The following is a 13,724-nucleotide window of genomic DNA, read 5'->3' on the forward strand; positions in this document are numbered from 1 at the left end:
CCTCAAAACCGCGCCCGTCAGGAATGCGCCGTTTTCCGCGAAGCGATGACCGTTCGCCCCACAGCCAGTATCAACAGTGATAGCAAAGCGGCAACCGTCATGCAGGCGGCCATGGGGAATGCGGTATTTTCCTTGAAAAGGCTCACGAACACCGAAGCCAGCGCGCCTGCGCCCATTTGCAGCGCGCCCATGAGCGCGGAAGCCGTTCCTGCATTGCGCGCAAACGGCGCCAGCGAAAGTGCGGCGGTGTTGGGGTTCACGAAACCCAGGCAGCAAAGCAGTACGGCCAGCGTGCCGATCGTGCCCCACAGGCCCAACCATCCCGCACCTGATCCCCAAACAAACAACAGGGCGGCTACGCTCATCACAGACAGCGCCACGGGCAAGATCTGCTCGCTACTGTAGCGTTTCAACATGATGGTATTTACCTGGCTGGAACCGATGAAACCCACGCTCAGCGCGGCAAACACCCATCCATATGCTTTATCGGACAATTGGAACACCTGCATAAAAACTTTCGGCGAACCGGAAACGTACGTGAACAACGCGGAAAACGCCACGGCACCGGTGAGCGCGTAAGTATAGAATTGCGGCTCTTTCCACACCGACCAGAAATTGCGGATAATGGGCGCCGGCTTGAGCGACAGCGAAGTATCGGGCCGGAAGCTGTCTGGCAGCCAAAAGATACACGCCAGCAGCATGAGCGCCCCCATCACGGCGAGTATCGTAAACACCGAATGCCAGCCGATGGCGCTGGTCACATATCCGCCGACGGTAGGCGCTACCATGGGAGACGCGCCCACCACCAGCATCAGCAGCGCAAACACTTTCGCGTTTTCATGGACGGGGAACAGATCGCGCACCATGGCCATCGCCGCCACCGTAGCCGCACAGGAGCCCACCGCCTGGAAGAACCGCAGCCACACGAGGCCGTCCAGCGAGGTGGCGAACGCACAACCTACCGATGCGGCGATGTAGAGCAGCAGCCCTATGTACAGGGGTTTCTTCCGCCCGAAGCGGTCCAGCAGCGGGCCATACAGCAATTGTCCGGCGCAGATGCCGATGAAATAACTGGACAATGTCAGTCCCACTCTTTCCACATCCACCCCCAAATCTTCCGCGATGGCGGGAAAGCCGGGCAGGTACATGTCGATCGTAAAAGGGCCCAGCGCGGTCAGGCTGCCCAAAATGAGAATCAGCGATAAATAAGTCGAACGTTTCAAACCGGGATTCGAATAGACGGTTGTGCTGCGTGGCCGAAAGCCAAACGGCGCAACAGATGATTAGACAATAAATTTCAATGCAGATTGTGAAGGAGAATGCCCGGCAAAGATAGGAATTTTTCAACTCCGCAAAATCCCCATTTCAAGCCCCCTCAGCTCCGCAAGCCCTTTCAGCCGCCCGATGCCGCTGTAACCGGGATAAGTTTGCTTCGCCAGATCGTCGAGCATCTGGTGGCCATGGTCGGGCCGCATGGGCAGCGAAACATTGCGCTGGCGCATCGATTGCGTGAGGGCGCGCACCACGGCGTACATGTCTACATCGCCATCGAGATGATCGGCTTCGTAAAAATCGCCCCCGGCCAGGCGGCGGATGTTGCGCAGGTGGATGAAATGGATACGGTCCCCCAGCCGCGCTACGATCCCCGCCAGATCGTTATCCGGCCGCACGCCCAGCGAACCGGTACAGAAACAGATGCCGTTGGCCGTTTCGGGCGATGCATTCAAAATAGCCGCCAAATCCGCTTCGGTGCTCACGATGCGCGGCAAGCCCAGCAAGGGATACGGCGGATCGTCCGGATGAATGGCCAGGCGGATGCCGTTTGCTTCCGCCACCGGCGCCACCTGGCGGAGGAAGTAAAACAAGTGCTCCCGCAGCTTCGCGGCATCGATGTGGTCGTATTCGGCCAGCGCCCGGAGAACTCCTTCGCGGGTAAAACGGTCGTCGCTGCCGGGCAGCCCCAGGAGCGCGTTGTGGAAGAGGGTTTCACGTTGTTGCGGCGTGAGGGATTGTAATTTTTTTCGGCGGATTGGATTTCCTCGGCCGAATAATCCGCTTTCGCACCGGGGCGGTTCAGCAGGAAAAGATCGAACGCGATGAACGCGGCGCGGTCGTAGTAGAGGGCACGCGCGCCGTTGGGAAGTTCGTAACTCACGTTGGTGCGCATCCAGTCCATCACCGGCATGAAATTGTACGTCACCGTTGACACGCCGCATCGGGCGAGGTTTTCCAGGCTTTCCTGATACCGTTGGATATGGCCCTGAAAATCGCCGCTGGATTTTTTGATGTCTTCATGCACGGGGAGGCTTTCCACTACCGACCAGCGCATGCCTTCGGCTTCGATCAGCGATTTTCTTTTTTCGATCTCTTCAATGGTCCAGGTTTCGCCCACGGGGATGTGGTGAAGGGCTGTCACAACGCCGGTGCAGCCGGCTTGTCGGATATCGCGCAGGGAAACGGGGTCTTTGGGCCCGAACCAGCGCATGGTTTGTTCCATCGGCATGAAAGTGGAATGTTAAGCGGCAATCAAAATGGGGAATTCTGCCTGAAAATCCAAACCGGGAAGGCGTTTCCCGCTTCGAAAACGTTTGAAGTCGATGGAAGGGCCATGAATCCGTCGGCCAGGGCCAGCGCGGAAAGGTCGCCCGAGCCCTGGTGCGGGATGGGCAAAGCCTGCAAAACCGCTTCTCCGGAAACGTATAATTTAACGGGGATGAAGTATTCCAACGGCCGGGCGAACGTCAGGGTTTCGGAGAGTTTCGCCAGCACGGGCTTCCGGTCGGGCAAGCCCAGGCAAACTTCCAGCCACGGCCGGATGTAGCGTGCGTAATTGGTCATGACCGACTGCGGGTTCCCCGGCAGGGCAAATACGACCGGCCCACCGGACATCCTGCCGAAGAGGATTTTCTTCCCCGGCTTCTGCCCTACGCCATCCACGATCTTTTCCATGCCGGCTTCGGCGAGCACTTCGGGGAGATGGTTGAACCGCCCGTCGCCCACGGCGCCGGTACAGATCAACACATCGCATCTATGGAGCAAAGGAAGCAATTCTTCGGCCATGCGCGGCTTTTCATCTGCAAGGTGAACGATATCGGCTGGGATCCCCATTTCCCGCAAACCCGCCGCCAGGCTGTAAACGTTCGACATGCGGACCTGGTGCGGCTCCGGTGTTTCGCGCACCTCCACCAGTTCGTTCCCCGTGGCCACGAGCAGCACTTTAGGCAGGGCGCTAACTTTCACTTCGGCTTTCCCCGTTCCCGCCAGCACGCCGATTTCTGCCGGGCCGATGCGTACGCCCGGCTCCAGGAGCGGCTTTCCGGCATGGGCATCCGCTCCTTTGCGGTGGATGTGATGGCCGGGCTGAACGTTCCCCGGCACGGTGAACCTGCGGAACCCTTCATGCTCGGCAACTTCCAGCTGATCGAACGGAACAATGGTGTCTGTGAGGTCGGGCAGTACCGATCCGCGCATCACTTCCATCCCGTCTGCCAGGTTGGCCAGTTGCAGGCGCGGCATACCCGCGGCCTGGATGCCGCCGGAACCGAAAACACGTTGTCCGCGTTCATAACTTTCAAATGCGATGGCGAGGCCGTTGACCGTGACGCGGTCGTATGGCGGGAAGGGCCTGTCTGCATGCACCGTTTCGCGCAACACGCGGCCTTCCGCCGCTTCGAGCAAAACGGTGGTGACACCAAAACCAGCGGCTGTGCGCAGCATGGCGTTGTAAGCTTCCGATACGGTCATCATAATCGTGGGTTTTGCTTCCTCAATTTATTCAATTAAGGGGAAGGCATCAAATCGGCACCGCCAACAAATGCGGGAAGGGCTTTGTTTATACAGCATGCAAACCATTCTCCTCGCCGAAAGAAAAGACCGCAAACGCGGCAGCCTGGCACCGTTGCTGGAAACGGCGGGATATACGGTGGAAGTGGCGGCCGACGGGCAAGACGGCATCCTCCGGATGCGCAGATCGCCGCCCGATCTCGTGATCTGCGATATGGACATCAAGGGGGTAGACGGGCTGGGGATGCTCCACGTCATGCAGCAGGAAGGCCCCTTGCAGCTGGTGCCCGCCATCCTTCTCATGAACGACTGGGACCCGCGCCGCTACCGTGAAGCGATGCAAATGGGAGCGGATGATGTGATGGTACGCCCGTTTTCCGGCGCCGAGTTGCTGCAAACCGTGGCCATCCGCCTCGAAAAACGGCATCTTCTCCTCCAAAATGCCGCCGCCATTGATCCGGCCGACGAAAACGATTTCCGCAACGTGATCCGCGCCTTCATAACCGACCGCAATACCGTCCGCCTCGCGCCCCATGAAGTGATCTACCGCGAAGGCGAAACGCCGCGGTACATGTTTTACATCATTTCCGGGAAAGTGAAAACCGTGAAAACGCATGAAGACGGGAAAGACCTCCTGATCAGCCTGTACAAAACCGGCGATTTCTTCGGGTACATCGCGCTGCTGGAGGAAGAGCGCTACAAAGCCACGGCCCTGGCGATGGACGAAACCGAGCTGGCCCTCATCCCGCGGAAAGATGCGGAGGAAATGCTGGGCCGCGTACCGCTGATCTTCCAGAAATTCGTGAAAATGCTGGCCAGGAACCTCACGGAAAAGGAAAACCGGCTGGTCGGCATCGCGTATGACACCCTGCGCAAAAAAGTGGCCAGCGCGTTGGTGCATTTGCGGAACAAATATCACCAGGGCACTGGCCAGTATAAGGTCAACATCGCCAGGGATGAGCTGGCATCGCTCGCCGGCACGGCAACGGAATCGCTGATCCGTACCCTCGGCGAATTCAAGCAGGAAAAACTGATCGCCATCAAAGGGCCTTTCATCACACTGCTCGAACCCGGCCGGCTGGAAGATATCGCCTTCCATTAGCGGACGTTATTGGGAATTTTTGCGAATGAATGACAAAGAACGCCCGGAGCAATTTATTATGCTGATGAATTACCATTACTTTCCGTTACCTGTTGCCGCGGGCGCTCTTACTATTTTTTTGGGGAACATCGCCGCCGCCATAACAGCGGCGGAGATGTTTTTTGTATGAAGCGGGTATTATGTTGATGTCAATTTCATATTGCAAATGTAGAAACGGCCCGATATGTGTGGAATGATGCGGATCAGTCGTAAATTGATATTGGTCAGGACGGAACGGTTTTTGGACGCGTGCCCCCTGACCCACGGTCCGAACATTGTACCGGCGCGGCTTGTTATAGTAGCTTTAGCGCCAGCAAAACCCTTTCCGGATGAAGAAATATGATGCCATCATTATCGGGGCCGGCCAGGCGGGAACGCCCCTGGCGCGGAAACTGGCCAAAGCCGGCTGGCGCACCGCCCTGATAGAGCGGCGCAAGATCGGGGGCACCTGCGTGAACGACGGTTGCACACCCACCAAAACCATGATCGGGGCGGCCAGGGAAGCATATATGGCCGGGCGCGCCCAACGCTTCGGCATCCCTTCCGATCCTTCACATATCGATCTCCGCAAAGTAAAGGCACGAAAGGATGAGATCGTGGGCCAGGCGGTGGATGGGCTCACCAAATCCATCGGATCTACCAAAAATCTCGATTACATCGAAGGACAAGCCGCTTTTTCCGGTATGAAAACCATCGAAGTGAACGGAGAAACCCTCCAGGCCGACAATATCTTCATCAACACCGGCGCCCGCCCCGGCATCCCGGATATCGAAGGCCTCCACACCGTGCCCTATCTCACTTCCACCACCATCCTCGACCTCACGGAAACGCCCAAACATCTTTGCATTCTCGGCGCGGGGTATGTGGCCATGGAAATGGGACAAATGTTCAGGCGCTTCGGCGCCCAGGTAACCCTGCTGGAAAAGAATACCCGCATCCTCGGGAAAGAAGACGAAGACGTGGCGGCCGAAATCCATAAAATCCTCGAAGAAGACGGCATCACGATCTGCTGCGGCGCCGAACTGCGGAAGGTCTCAACGTCCAACGATCAGATATTGCTGGAACTGAACGGACGCCAGCTGACCTCCAGCCATTTGCTCATCGCCGCCGGCCGGACGCCCAACACCGGCGACCTCGGGCTGGACAAAACCGGCCTCCGCACCACCGGCAACGGCATCATCCCCGTCAACGAAAAACTGGAGACCGGCGTGCCCGGCATTTACGCCATGGGCGATGTGAAAGGCGGGCCGGCATTCACGCACATCTCTTACAACGATTACATCATCATTTCCAAAAACATACTCGAACAGCAACAACGAACGATCCGGGACCGGCCCGTACCTTACTGCATGTTTACCGACCCCGAGCTCGGCCGCATCGGGCTTACCGAGCAGGAAGCGCGGGAACAGGGGAAGAACGTGCTCATCGCCAAAATCCCCATGACGAAAGTGGCGCGCGGCGTGGAATCGGGAGATACGCGGGGCTTGATGAAAGCCTTGGTGGACAAGGATTCCGGCCTGATACTCGGCGCCGCCATCCTCAGCGTGGCGGGCGGCGAAATTATGTCCGTAGTGCAAATGGCCATGATGGGCGGGCTCCGCTACGACCAACTGCGCGACGGCGTTTTCGCCCATCCAACGTTCTCGGAATCGCTCAATAACCTGTTCATGTCTATCGACCCATGATTGAAGCCAGCCAACTTAACAAATCCTTCGACGGCCGCGTGGCGGTGCAGGACGTTTCCTTCCGCGTGCCGGAAGGCGGGCGCCTCATGCTGCTGGGCACCAGCGGCAGCGGCAAAACCACCACCCTCCGGATGCTCAACCGCCTCATCGACCCCGACGGCGGCACCGTACTCTTCCGCGGACAGGACACGCGTACCTTCCGCCCGGAGATCCTCCGCAGGCAAATGGGTTACGTGATGCAGCAATACGGGCTGTTCCCCCATTACACCGTCGCCGAAAACATCGCCATCGTGCCGCGGCTATTACATTGGGACAAGCCCCGCATCCGACGGCGCACCGAAGACCTGCTCCGGCAGCTCGGTCTTTCCTGGGACGCCCACGCCCATCAATATCCCAACCAGCTCAGCGGCGGGCAACAGCAGCGTGTGGGCCTGGCGCGCGCGCTGGCGGCCGATCCGCCGGTATTGCTCATGGACGAGCCCTTCGGCGCCCTCGATCCCGTCACCCGCACCCGCATCCGCCAGGAGTTCCTGGAGCTGGACGAATTCAAAAGCAAAACGGTGGTGATGGTAACACATGACATCCGCGATGCGCTCGAACTGGGCGATCATATCGGCATTATGGACAAAGGCCGGATCATCCAGATGGGCACGCCCGACGAATTGCAGCAAAACCCCGCGAACGATTTCGTGGCGGCATTCCTTCACGGCCAAACCGATGCGTCATGAAAGAGTTCCTCCAATTCCTCGAAAGCCAGTCGGGCAAGCTGCTGGAACAAACGCTGACGCACATTCACCTTACGCTGCTATCTGTAGCGCTGGCGATATTGGCCGGCGTGCCTTTGGGCATCCTCATCGCACGGAGGCAAAAGCTGGCGGGCGTTACGCTCGGTTTTGCAGGCGTGATGCAGACCATTCCGAGCATTGCGCTGCTGGGTTTTCTCATACCCTTGCTGGGCATCGGCCCCAAGCCGGCGATCTTCGCATTGTTCCTATACGCCTTGCTTCCCATCATCCGCAATACCTACACCGGCATCCGCGGCGTAGACGCCACCGTGCGCGAAGCCGCCGTGGCCATGGGGATGACGCGCAGCCAGGTCTTGTTCAAAGCGGAACTGCCGCTCGCCATGCCCGTGATCCTCGCGGGTATCCGCACCGCCGCCGTCATCAATGTGGGCGTGGCTACGCTGGCGGCGTACATCGCGGCCGGCGGACTGGGCGAATTCATCTTCGGCGGCATCGCATTGAACAATACCAACATGATCCTGGCGGGCGCCATCCCGGCGGCTTTGCTGGCGATTTTGTTCGATTTCCTACTGTCGCGCGCCCAGAAATTAAGCATGCGGCACTTCCGCTGGGCGGGCGCGGCGGCATTGATCGTGTTTGCGGTCTCCGCCATGACGCCTGCCGCCAAAGGCAAACTGCTCGCGGGTTTCACGCCGGAGTTCATGGGGCGTGAAGACGGATGGCTGGGCTTAAAACGGTTGTATGGACTGAAAATCCCGACGGTGGTCATAAACGATGCCGTCATGTACCAGGCCCTGCACGAAGAAAAACTGGATGTAGTGAGCGGATACAGTACCGACGGGCGTATCCGGGCGTTCCATCTCATTACCCTCGACGACGACAAGCTCATCTTCCCCCTACCACGCTGCGCCGGTGGTGCGGAAAGATGCCCTGGAGCGGTTTCCCGAGCTGGGGCCCGCGCTCGGTCTCCTCGCCGGGCGGATCAACGATTCGGTGATGACTTATCTGAATTACCGCGTCGATTTTTTGAAGGAAAGTCCGGCCGCGGTGGCGCGCGGGTTCCTCGAAAAGGAAGGTCTTTTCAAACCCTCGCGGAACGGGAAGAAGGGCGTGGTGCGGATGGGGTCGAAGATATTCACGGAGCAATACATCCTTTGCGAAATGTATAAAATCCTGGTGGAAGGGAACACGGAATTGTCAATTTCTTCGAAAACCGGGCTGGGTGGCACGAAAATTTGTTTTGATGCATTGACGAATGATCAGATCGACTTCTATCCGGAATATACCGGCACGGGCCTGCTCGTCATTTTGCAGGAACCCCTGACCGATAACCTCCGGCATAAAGACAGCGCCTATAATTTCGTGCGCCGGCAATTCGATCAGAAATACGGACTGCAATGGCTGCAGCCCATCGGTTTCAACAACGCATACGCACTGATGATGCGGGAAGAAGCGGCCCGGAAGATGGGTATCCGCAGCATTTCCGATCTCACGCGTTTCCTGGATACGCAAAAAAACTGACATGATAGACGTAACTATTCCCACGGCGCTCCTGCGGCATTACGCACAGGTACGCAAATGGACGGAAACCATTTGCCGTCCGCTACAAAAAGAGGATTATGTGGTACAACCTGTAGAAGACGTGAGCCCTCCCAAGTGGCATCTCGGGCATACCACCTGGTTCTTCGAGACGCTGGTGCTGAAAAAATTCCTGCCGGGCTACATCGAGTTCGATCCCATGTTCAACTTCGTTTTCAACAGCTATTACGAAAGCCTCGGCGCCCGCGTGATCCGGACAGACCGCGGCAACCTCAGCCGCCCCACCGTAGACGAGATCTACAAATACCGTAAATACGTGGACTCCGCCATGGAACAACTGCTCGCCCAGCCGCTCCCGGAAGAGGCCGAAACCCTCATCACGCTGGGCTGCAACCACGAACAGCAGCACCAGGAGCTGTTGTGGTACGATATCAAGTACATCCTCGGCAATAACCCGCTTTTTCCGCCGTACAACGAATCGCCCGCGCCCGAAACGCCCCGTTCCGCGCCCATGCATTTCATCGATATGGAAGCCGGCGTGTATGAGATCGGGTTTGCGGGGGAAGGGTTTTGCTACGACAACGAGCTGGGCCGGCACAAAGTTTACCTGGAGCCTTACGCCATTGCCGACCGGCCCGTCACCAACGGCGAATTCCTCGCTTTCATAGACGCCGGCGGGTACAGGGAATTCTCGTACTGGCACGCCGAAGGCTGGGACTGGGTGAAGCGCAACAACATCCAATCGCCCATGTACTGGCATTTCGACGAAGGCCGATGGATGAACTACACGCTGCAGGGCCTGGTGCCCGTGGATCCCGCTGAAATACTGTCCCACATTAGCTTTTACGAAGCCGCGGCCTTCGCCGCCTGGAAAGGTCTACGCCTGCCCACGGAATTCGAGTGGGAAGCGGCGTCCGGGAAATTCCCCTGGGGGCAGCGTTGGGAATGGACGGAAAGCGCGTATCTCCCCTATCCCGGCTTCGAGCGTGTAGCCGGAGCCGTGGGCGAATACAACGGCAAGTTCATGGTGAACCAGAAAGTGCTGCGCGGCGCATCGGAATTCACGCCCACAGGCCATAGCAGGGCTACTTACCGCAATTTCTTCCATCCGCACCTTCGCTGGCAGCTCACAGGCATCCGGCTGGCTAAAACCTTAAAACCGTCATTATGAGAACAGTAACCGCAACACCGGCGCCACCGCTTTCCCGGGCGCGCCAGGCTTTCCTCCGCGACGTGCTGGAAGGGCTGCAGGCGCATCCCAAAAGGCTGCATTCGAAATACTTTTACGATGCCGCCGGCGACGCACTGTTTCAGCAGATCATGCATTGCCCCGAATATTATCTCACGCGCTGCGAGATGGAAATCCTCGAAAGGCAGTCGCCCGCCATCGTCAGCGCCATCCGCGCCGTGGCGCCGCAGGCCGACCTGGTGGAGCTGGGGGCGGGAGACGCTTCCAAGTCTGTGCACCTTTTGCGGGAATGGATGCGCGCGGGGATGGGGGAACGGTATTTCCCCATCGACATATCTTCCAACATTATCCGTCATTTGCAGGAAACGCTGCCGGAAAGGATTCCCGGGCTCGACGTGCAGGGCCTCAACGGCGAGTACATGGACATGCTGGCCAAATCCGGCCAGGCTGCCGGCTGCGCGCGGGTAGTGATGTTCATGGGCAGCAGCATCGGGAATTTTACGCCGGAGGAAGCCGTGGGGTTCCTCGGCGAGGTGCGCCGGCAGCTGCGCCCGGGAGATATGCTGTTGATCGGTTTCGATCTCCAGAAAAACCCGCGTCAGGTTCTGGATGCGTATAACGATCGCCAGGGCCTCACCCGCGACTTCAACCTGAACCTGCTCACCCGTATCAACCGCGAGCTGGACGCTGATTTCGAGCGGGATCAATTCCTGCACTATCCGACGTACGACCCCTCGTCCGGCGCCTGCAAAAGTTTCCTCATCAGCCTCCGCGACCAGGCCGTTCACATCGGCGGTGCATTGATCCGTTTCAGGAAGGATGAGCCCGTGTTCATGGAGATCTCGCAGAAATACACACCGGAAGGCATCCGCGAGCTCGCCGCGCGAACGGGCTTCTCTCCCATCCGCAATTTCACGGACGAAAAAGGCTGGTTCGTTGATGCGCTTTGGCTCGCCAAATAAAGGAAGCCATCATTCAATCCACTGAAAGTCAATCCAAAAGAACAACAATAGCGTGCACGGATAACTGTTGGCCGCAACAATTCCGCCCAAGGCTTGTTAGCATTGTAGCAAAAGCACCAAAACCATGAAAACTTACAACTATCTTACCCTGTTTGTGATATTTCTGCTGGCGGCCTGCGGAACTACCACACAAGTGACGAATTTCTGGCGGGCGTCTAACCCCTCCCCCGAAAAATCGTACAACACCATTTTTATAGCCGCCATGGTACACAACCAGAACGCCAAGCAATCCATTGAGAACAACCTGGCCGCTGCGGCGCAAGACAGGGGCTACAAGGCGATCAAGAGCGGCGATATCTTTCCGCCCAACTTCACCCGCGAGAACGTTCCGTCGAAGGAAGCCATTCTCAATAAAGTGCGCGAATTGGGCGCAGACGCCATTTTCACCATCGCCGTGGTGGATAAAACCAGCGAAACCCGCTATGTGCCCGGCTCCGGCCCCTACGCACCCTATCCCGCCTGGGGCTGGTACGGCAGCTTCTGGGGATATTATAATTACTATTACCCGATGATGTACAACCCGGGGTATTACACGACCGATAAAACTTACTTCCTCGAAAGCAACCTCTACGACGCACAAAACGAATCGCTGCTGTTTTCCGTGCAGTCGGAAACGATGAACCCCAACGGGATCGACGACTTTTCGCGCAGCTACACCAAGGCGCTTGTTTCCGCGCTGGAAAGACAAGGTCTGCTGAAGAAATAATGATTCGCAGGTTGATATAAAAAGGCAAAGCTGACCGGGAAACCGGTCAGCTTGTCGTTAAAATACAAATGAACAATTGATATAAATTCTTTACTGTTTGTCCCACCAGATACGGCCGCGCGAATCCAGGCGGTCGTTGCCATATGCGGCGTCTTTCGACTTCATATCATTGATGGCGGCTTCCAGGCTGCCGGCCATTTGCACGGTGGTTACCGGCAAAATGTACCTGCGCGGGATCGTCAGGTTCGTAGAACCGTTGAACAGGTTTTCGAGGTACGCGATACCCGAACCGTCGCCGATTTTGTTCGCAGCGCCGGCGCGGTAATCGTCGAACTGCGGATAACCGGTGCGTTTCCACATAGCCCAGGATTCTTCGGGCTGCGTGAGGTAATTCACCCAGGCTTGCGAATAAATGCTGGCGAGGCCGGCGTAGGGATAACGGGTGAGGAAATCGCCGAGCACCGCGTCGGCAGCGCCGGGCAGGTTCTGGCTGATCCCTTTCTGCTTGTAGAAATCGAAGGAAGCCGTCACCCCGTCGTTATACCATTGCGCGGCGGATTTGCCCAATCCGTTGCCGCCTTTCGCTGCAATTTCGGCCATCATGAAGCAGGCTTCGGCGTAATTGAGCAGGTTGGTGCGCATGGGGATGGTGCCGCCGTCTACCACCGTTTCATCGAGATGCAGCGAGGGATTCCCCACTTTGAAGCCGCCGTTTTTCACGAACAGCCGGGTGTTGATGAGGGAAATGTAGCTCAGCGTTCTCGTGGCGGTACCGGAGCCGGAGGTAACGGTGAACTGTTTGGTTTTCGTTTGTCCTTCCCAACCATACGGCGCCGAGGCGGAAGCCGAGAAAACGTGTTTGCCTACGTACCGGCTGTAGTTTACGGCCGCGGAATCGAGCGTGGCTTTGGCGGCCGCGGTGCCGTTGGCTTTCACGTCGTTGTAACCGGCATAGTTGGTGCCCCAGTCGTTCTGGCGAACGAGCAGCGGCAGGCGCGGATCGTTGGTGGAGCGAAGGAATTCCACGAAGGCGAACGAGGCTACGTATCCGTTCTGGATGCCGTCGATATCGTCGATATTGTTATTCCAGTCGCGGGTGTTGGTATATCCGAAAGATTCTTCCTGTTTGGAGATGATCTTTCCGCCGAAGTTGGTGGCAATATCCGTCAACACCGCTGTCAGGTGTGCTGCGTCGCGCTTTTCATAGCGTTGTGCGATCTTGATGCGCAATGTATTGGCGAAACGGATCCATTTGTCTTTATCACCGTTGAAGAAGAAATCCTGTTTCACGAACGGGATCTGTTCTGCGTCTACGGTAGCAGACAGTGCTACTACGGCCGCTTTCAGGGAGTTATCGAAATTCTTGTACAGGTCCCATCCGAAGTCGAATTTCGGCGTGGGGAATTCCGTTACCTTGAAGGCCTGGCTGTAAGGCAGACCGCCGTAAATGTCAGACACTTTCCAGGCGTCGTAGGTGTTCATGATCTCGCAAACGGAGCGCAGGTTGGCGTACCCTTTCTTCACGGCGCCTTCTTCCATCTTGTCGATTTTAGCGATGATGCGGTTATAATCGCGGCCGGTGGAAGTGAAGTAGTCGGAATAGAAGCTGCCGGAGGGGCTGGGGAACGTAGTTTTCCCCGGATCGCAGAAAGCGCCTTCCATTGCGTCTTTATCGACAACGTCGGGCGTGATGTATTGCATATACCGGAGCGATGATCCGTATTTGGAGATGAGCATGCTGCGGCCGGCCATGGAATAGTCCATGGTGGCGGCGGTGAAGAGGAACTCGGGCTTGGTGTCGTTAAGGGCCTGCGGGTTCGTGTTGGCTTCCTGGAAATCCTTTTTGCAGCTCTGCGTCATGATGCCGGTCAGCACAAGGCCCATTGCCAGTTTATTGAAATGCTTCATGTGGA

Annotated in this window: 10 protein-coding genes and 2 pseudogenes; 8 read left to right on the plus strand and 4 right to left on the minus strand. The window is 57.5% G+C overall.

Translation table 11 applies throughout. The annotated features are described in order from the left end of the window. Positions 1–17: 17 nt before the first annotated feature. The 3 genes and pseudogenes from WJU22_RS24425 to WJU22_RS24440 form a co-directional block, all read right to left on the minus strand. On the minus strand, positions 18–1,223 hold the full coding sequence (locus WJU22_RS24425; RefSeq protein ID WP_341840791.1) for a multidrug effflux MFS transporter: 1,206 nt from the start codon (positions 1,221–1,223) through the stop codon (positions 18–20). A 120-nt stretch (positions 1,224–1,343) separates the two neighbouring features. After that, positions 1,344–2,503 (minus strand): annotated as a pseudogene (gene uxuA, locus WJU22_RS24430) (mannonate dehydratase). Between the two features lie 23 nt (positions 2,504–2,526). Next, on the minus strand, positions 2,527–3,747 hold the full coding sequence (locus WJU22_RS24440; protein ID WP_341840792.1) for a molybdopterin molybdotransferase MoeA: 1,221 nt from the start codon (positions 3,745–3,747) through the stop codon (positions 2,527–2,529). A gap of 94 nt (positions 3,748–3,841) precedes the next feature. On the opposite strand from WJU22_RS24440, the gene WJU22_RS24445 reads away from it, so the two are divergent. The 8 genes and pseudogenes from WJU22_RS24445 (at position 3,842) to WJU22_RS24480 (ending at position 11,811) form a co-directional block, all read left to right on the plus strand. After that, complete coding sequence (locus tag WJU22_RS24445) at positions 3,842–4,885, plus strand: cyclic nucleotide-binding domain-containing protein (protein WP_341840793.1); 1,044 nt, start codon at positions 3,842–3,844, stop codon at positions 4,883–4,885. Positions 4,886–5,253: 368 nt separating this feature from the next. Continuing rightward, complete coding sequence (locus WJU22_RS24450; protein WP_341840794.1) at positions 5,254–6,609, plus strand: mercuric reductase; 1,356 nt, start codon at positions 5,254–5,256, stop codon at positions 6,607–6,609. Further along, a complete protein-coding gene (locus WJU22_RS24455; protein WP_341840795.1) occupies positions 6,606–7,337 on the plus strand; it encodes an ABC transporter ATP-binding protein in 732 nt (243 codons plus the stop codon). Before WJU22_RS24450 ends, WJU22_RS24455 begins: the two co-directional genes overlap by 4 nt. Next, positions 7,334–8,366, plus strand: a pseudogene (locus WJU22_RS24460) (ABC transporter permease/substrate-binding protein); the annotation flags it as partial. The gene WJU22_RS24455 and the pseudogene WJU22_RS24460, both read left to right, overlap by 4 nt. 150 nt (positions 8,367–8,516) lie before the next feature. Beyond that, positions 8,517–8,876 carry a glycine betaine ABC transporter substrate-binding protein gene (locus tag WJU22_RS24465; protein WP_341843794.1) on the plus strand — a complete coding sequence of 120 codons (360 nt, stop codon included), beginning with the start codon at positions 8,517–8,519 and terminating at the stop codon, positions 8,874–8,876. Between the two features lies 1 nt (position 8,877). Beyond that, the gene (gene egtB, locus WJU22_RS24470) at positions 8,878–10,065 is read left to right on the plus strand and encodes an ergothioneine biosynthesis protein EgtB (protein ID WP_341840796.1); all 1,188 of its coding nucleotides are present in this window, start codon (positions 8,878–8,880) and stop codon (positions 10,063–10,065) included. Then, a complete protein-coding gene (gene egtD, locus WJU22_RS24475) occupies positions 10,062–11,045 on the plus strand; it encodes an L-histidine N(alpha)-methyltransferase (protein WP_341840797.1) in 984 nt (327 codons plus the stop codon). Before egtB ends, egtD begins: the two co-directional genes overlap by 4 nt. A 124-nt stretch (positions 11,046–11,169) precedes the next feature. Continuing rightward, positions 11,170–11,811 (plus strand): hypothetical protein, encoded by a 642-nt coding sequence (locus WJU22_RS24480; protein WP_341840798.1) that lies wholly within the window; start codon positions 11,170–11,172, stop codon positions 11,809–11,811. Between the two features lie 90 nt (positions 11,812–11,901). Here the strand turns inward: WJU22_RS24480 and WJU22_RS24485 are convergent, their stop codons facing one another. Continuing rightward, positions 11,902–13,719, minus strand: a complete 1,818-nt coding sequence (locus WJU22_RS24485; protein WP_341840799.1) for a SusD/RagB family nutrient-binding outer membrane lipoprotein — start codon at positions 13,717–13,719, stop codon at positions 11,902–11,904. Between the last annotated feature and the right edge of the window lie 5 nt (positions 13,720–13,724).

Source organism: Chitinophaga caseinilytica (assembly GCF_038396765.1).
Classification (GTDB): Bacteria; Bacteroidota; Bacteroidia; order Chitinophagales; family Chitinophagaceae; genus Chitinophaga; species Chitinophaga caseinilytica.

Coding starts and splice junctions, on each gene's coding strand:
- WJU22_RS24465 (WP_341843794.1), top strand. CDS start 8,517: ATGTATAAAATCCTGGTGGAAGGGAACACGGAATTGTCAATTTCTTCG.
- WJU22_RS24455 (WP_341840795.1), top strand. CDS start 6,606: ATGATTGAAGCCAGCCAACTTAACAAATCCTTCGACGGCCGCGTGGCG.
- WJU22_RS24450 (WP_341840794.1), top strand. CDS start 5,254: ATGAAGAAATATGATGCCATCATTATCGGGGCCGGCCAGGCGGGAACG.
- WJU22_RS24445 (WP_341840793.1), top strand. CDS start 3,842: ATGCAAACCATTCTCCTCGCCGAAAGAAAAGACCGCAAACGCGGCAGC.
- WJU22_RS24480 (WP_341840798.1), top strand. CDS start 11,170: ATGAAAACTTACAACTATCTTACCCTGTTTGTGATATTTCTGCTGGCG.
- WJU22_RS24440 (WP_341840792.1), bottom strand. CDS start 3,747: ATGATGACCGTATCGGAAGCTTACAACGCCATGCTGCGCACAGCCGCT.
- egtD (WP_341840797.1), top strand. CDS start 10,062: ATGAGAACAGTAACCGCAACACCGGCGCCACCGCTTTCCCGGGCGCGC.
- egtB (WP_341840796.1), top strand. CDS start 8,878: ATGATAGACGTAACTATTCCCACGGCGCTCCTGCGGCATTACGCACAG.
- WJU22_RS24485 (WP_341840799.1), bottom strand. CDS start 13,719: ATGAAGCATTTCAATAAACTGGCAATGGGCCTTGTGCTGACCGGCATC.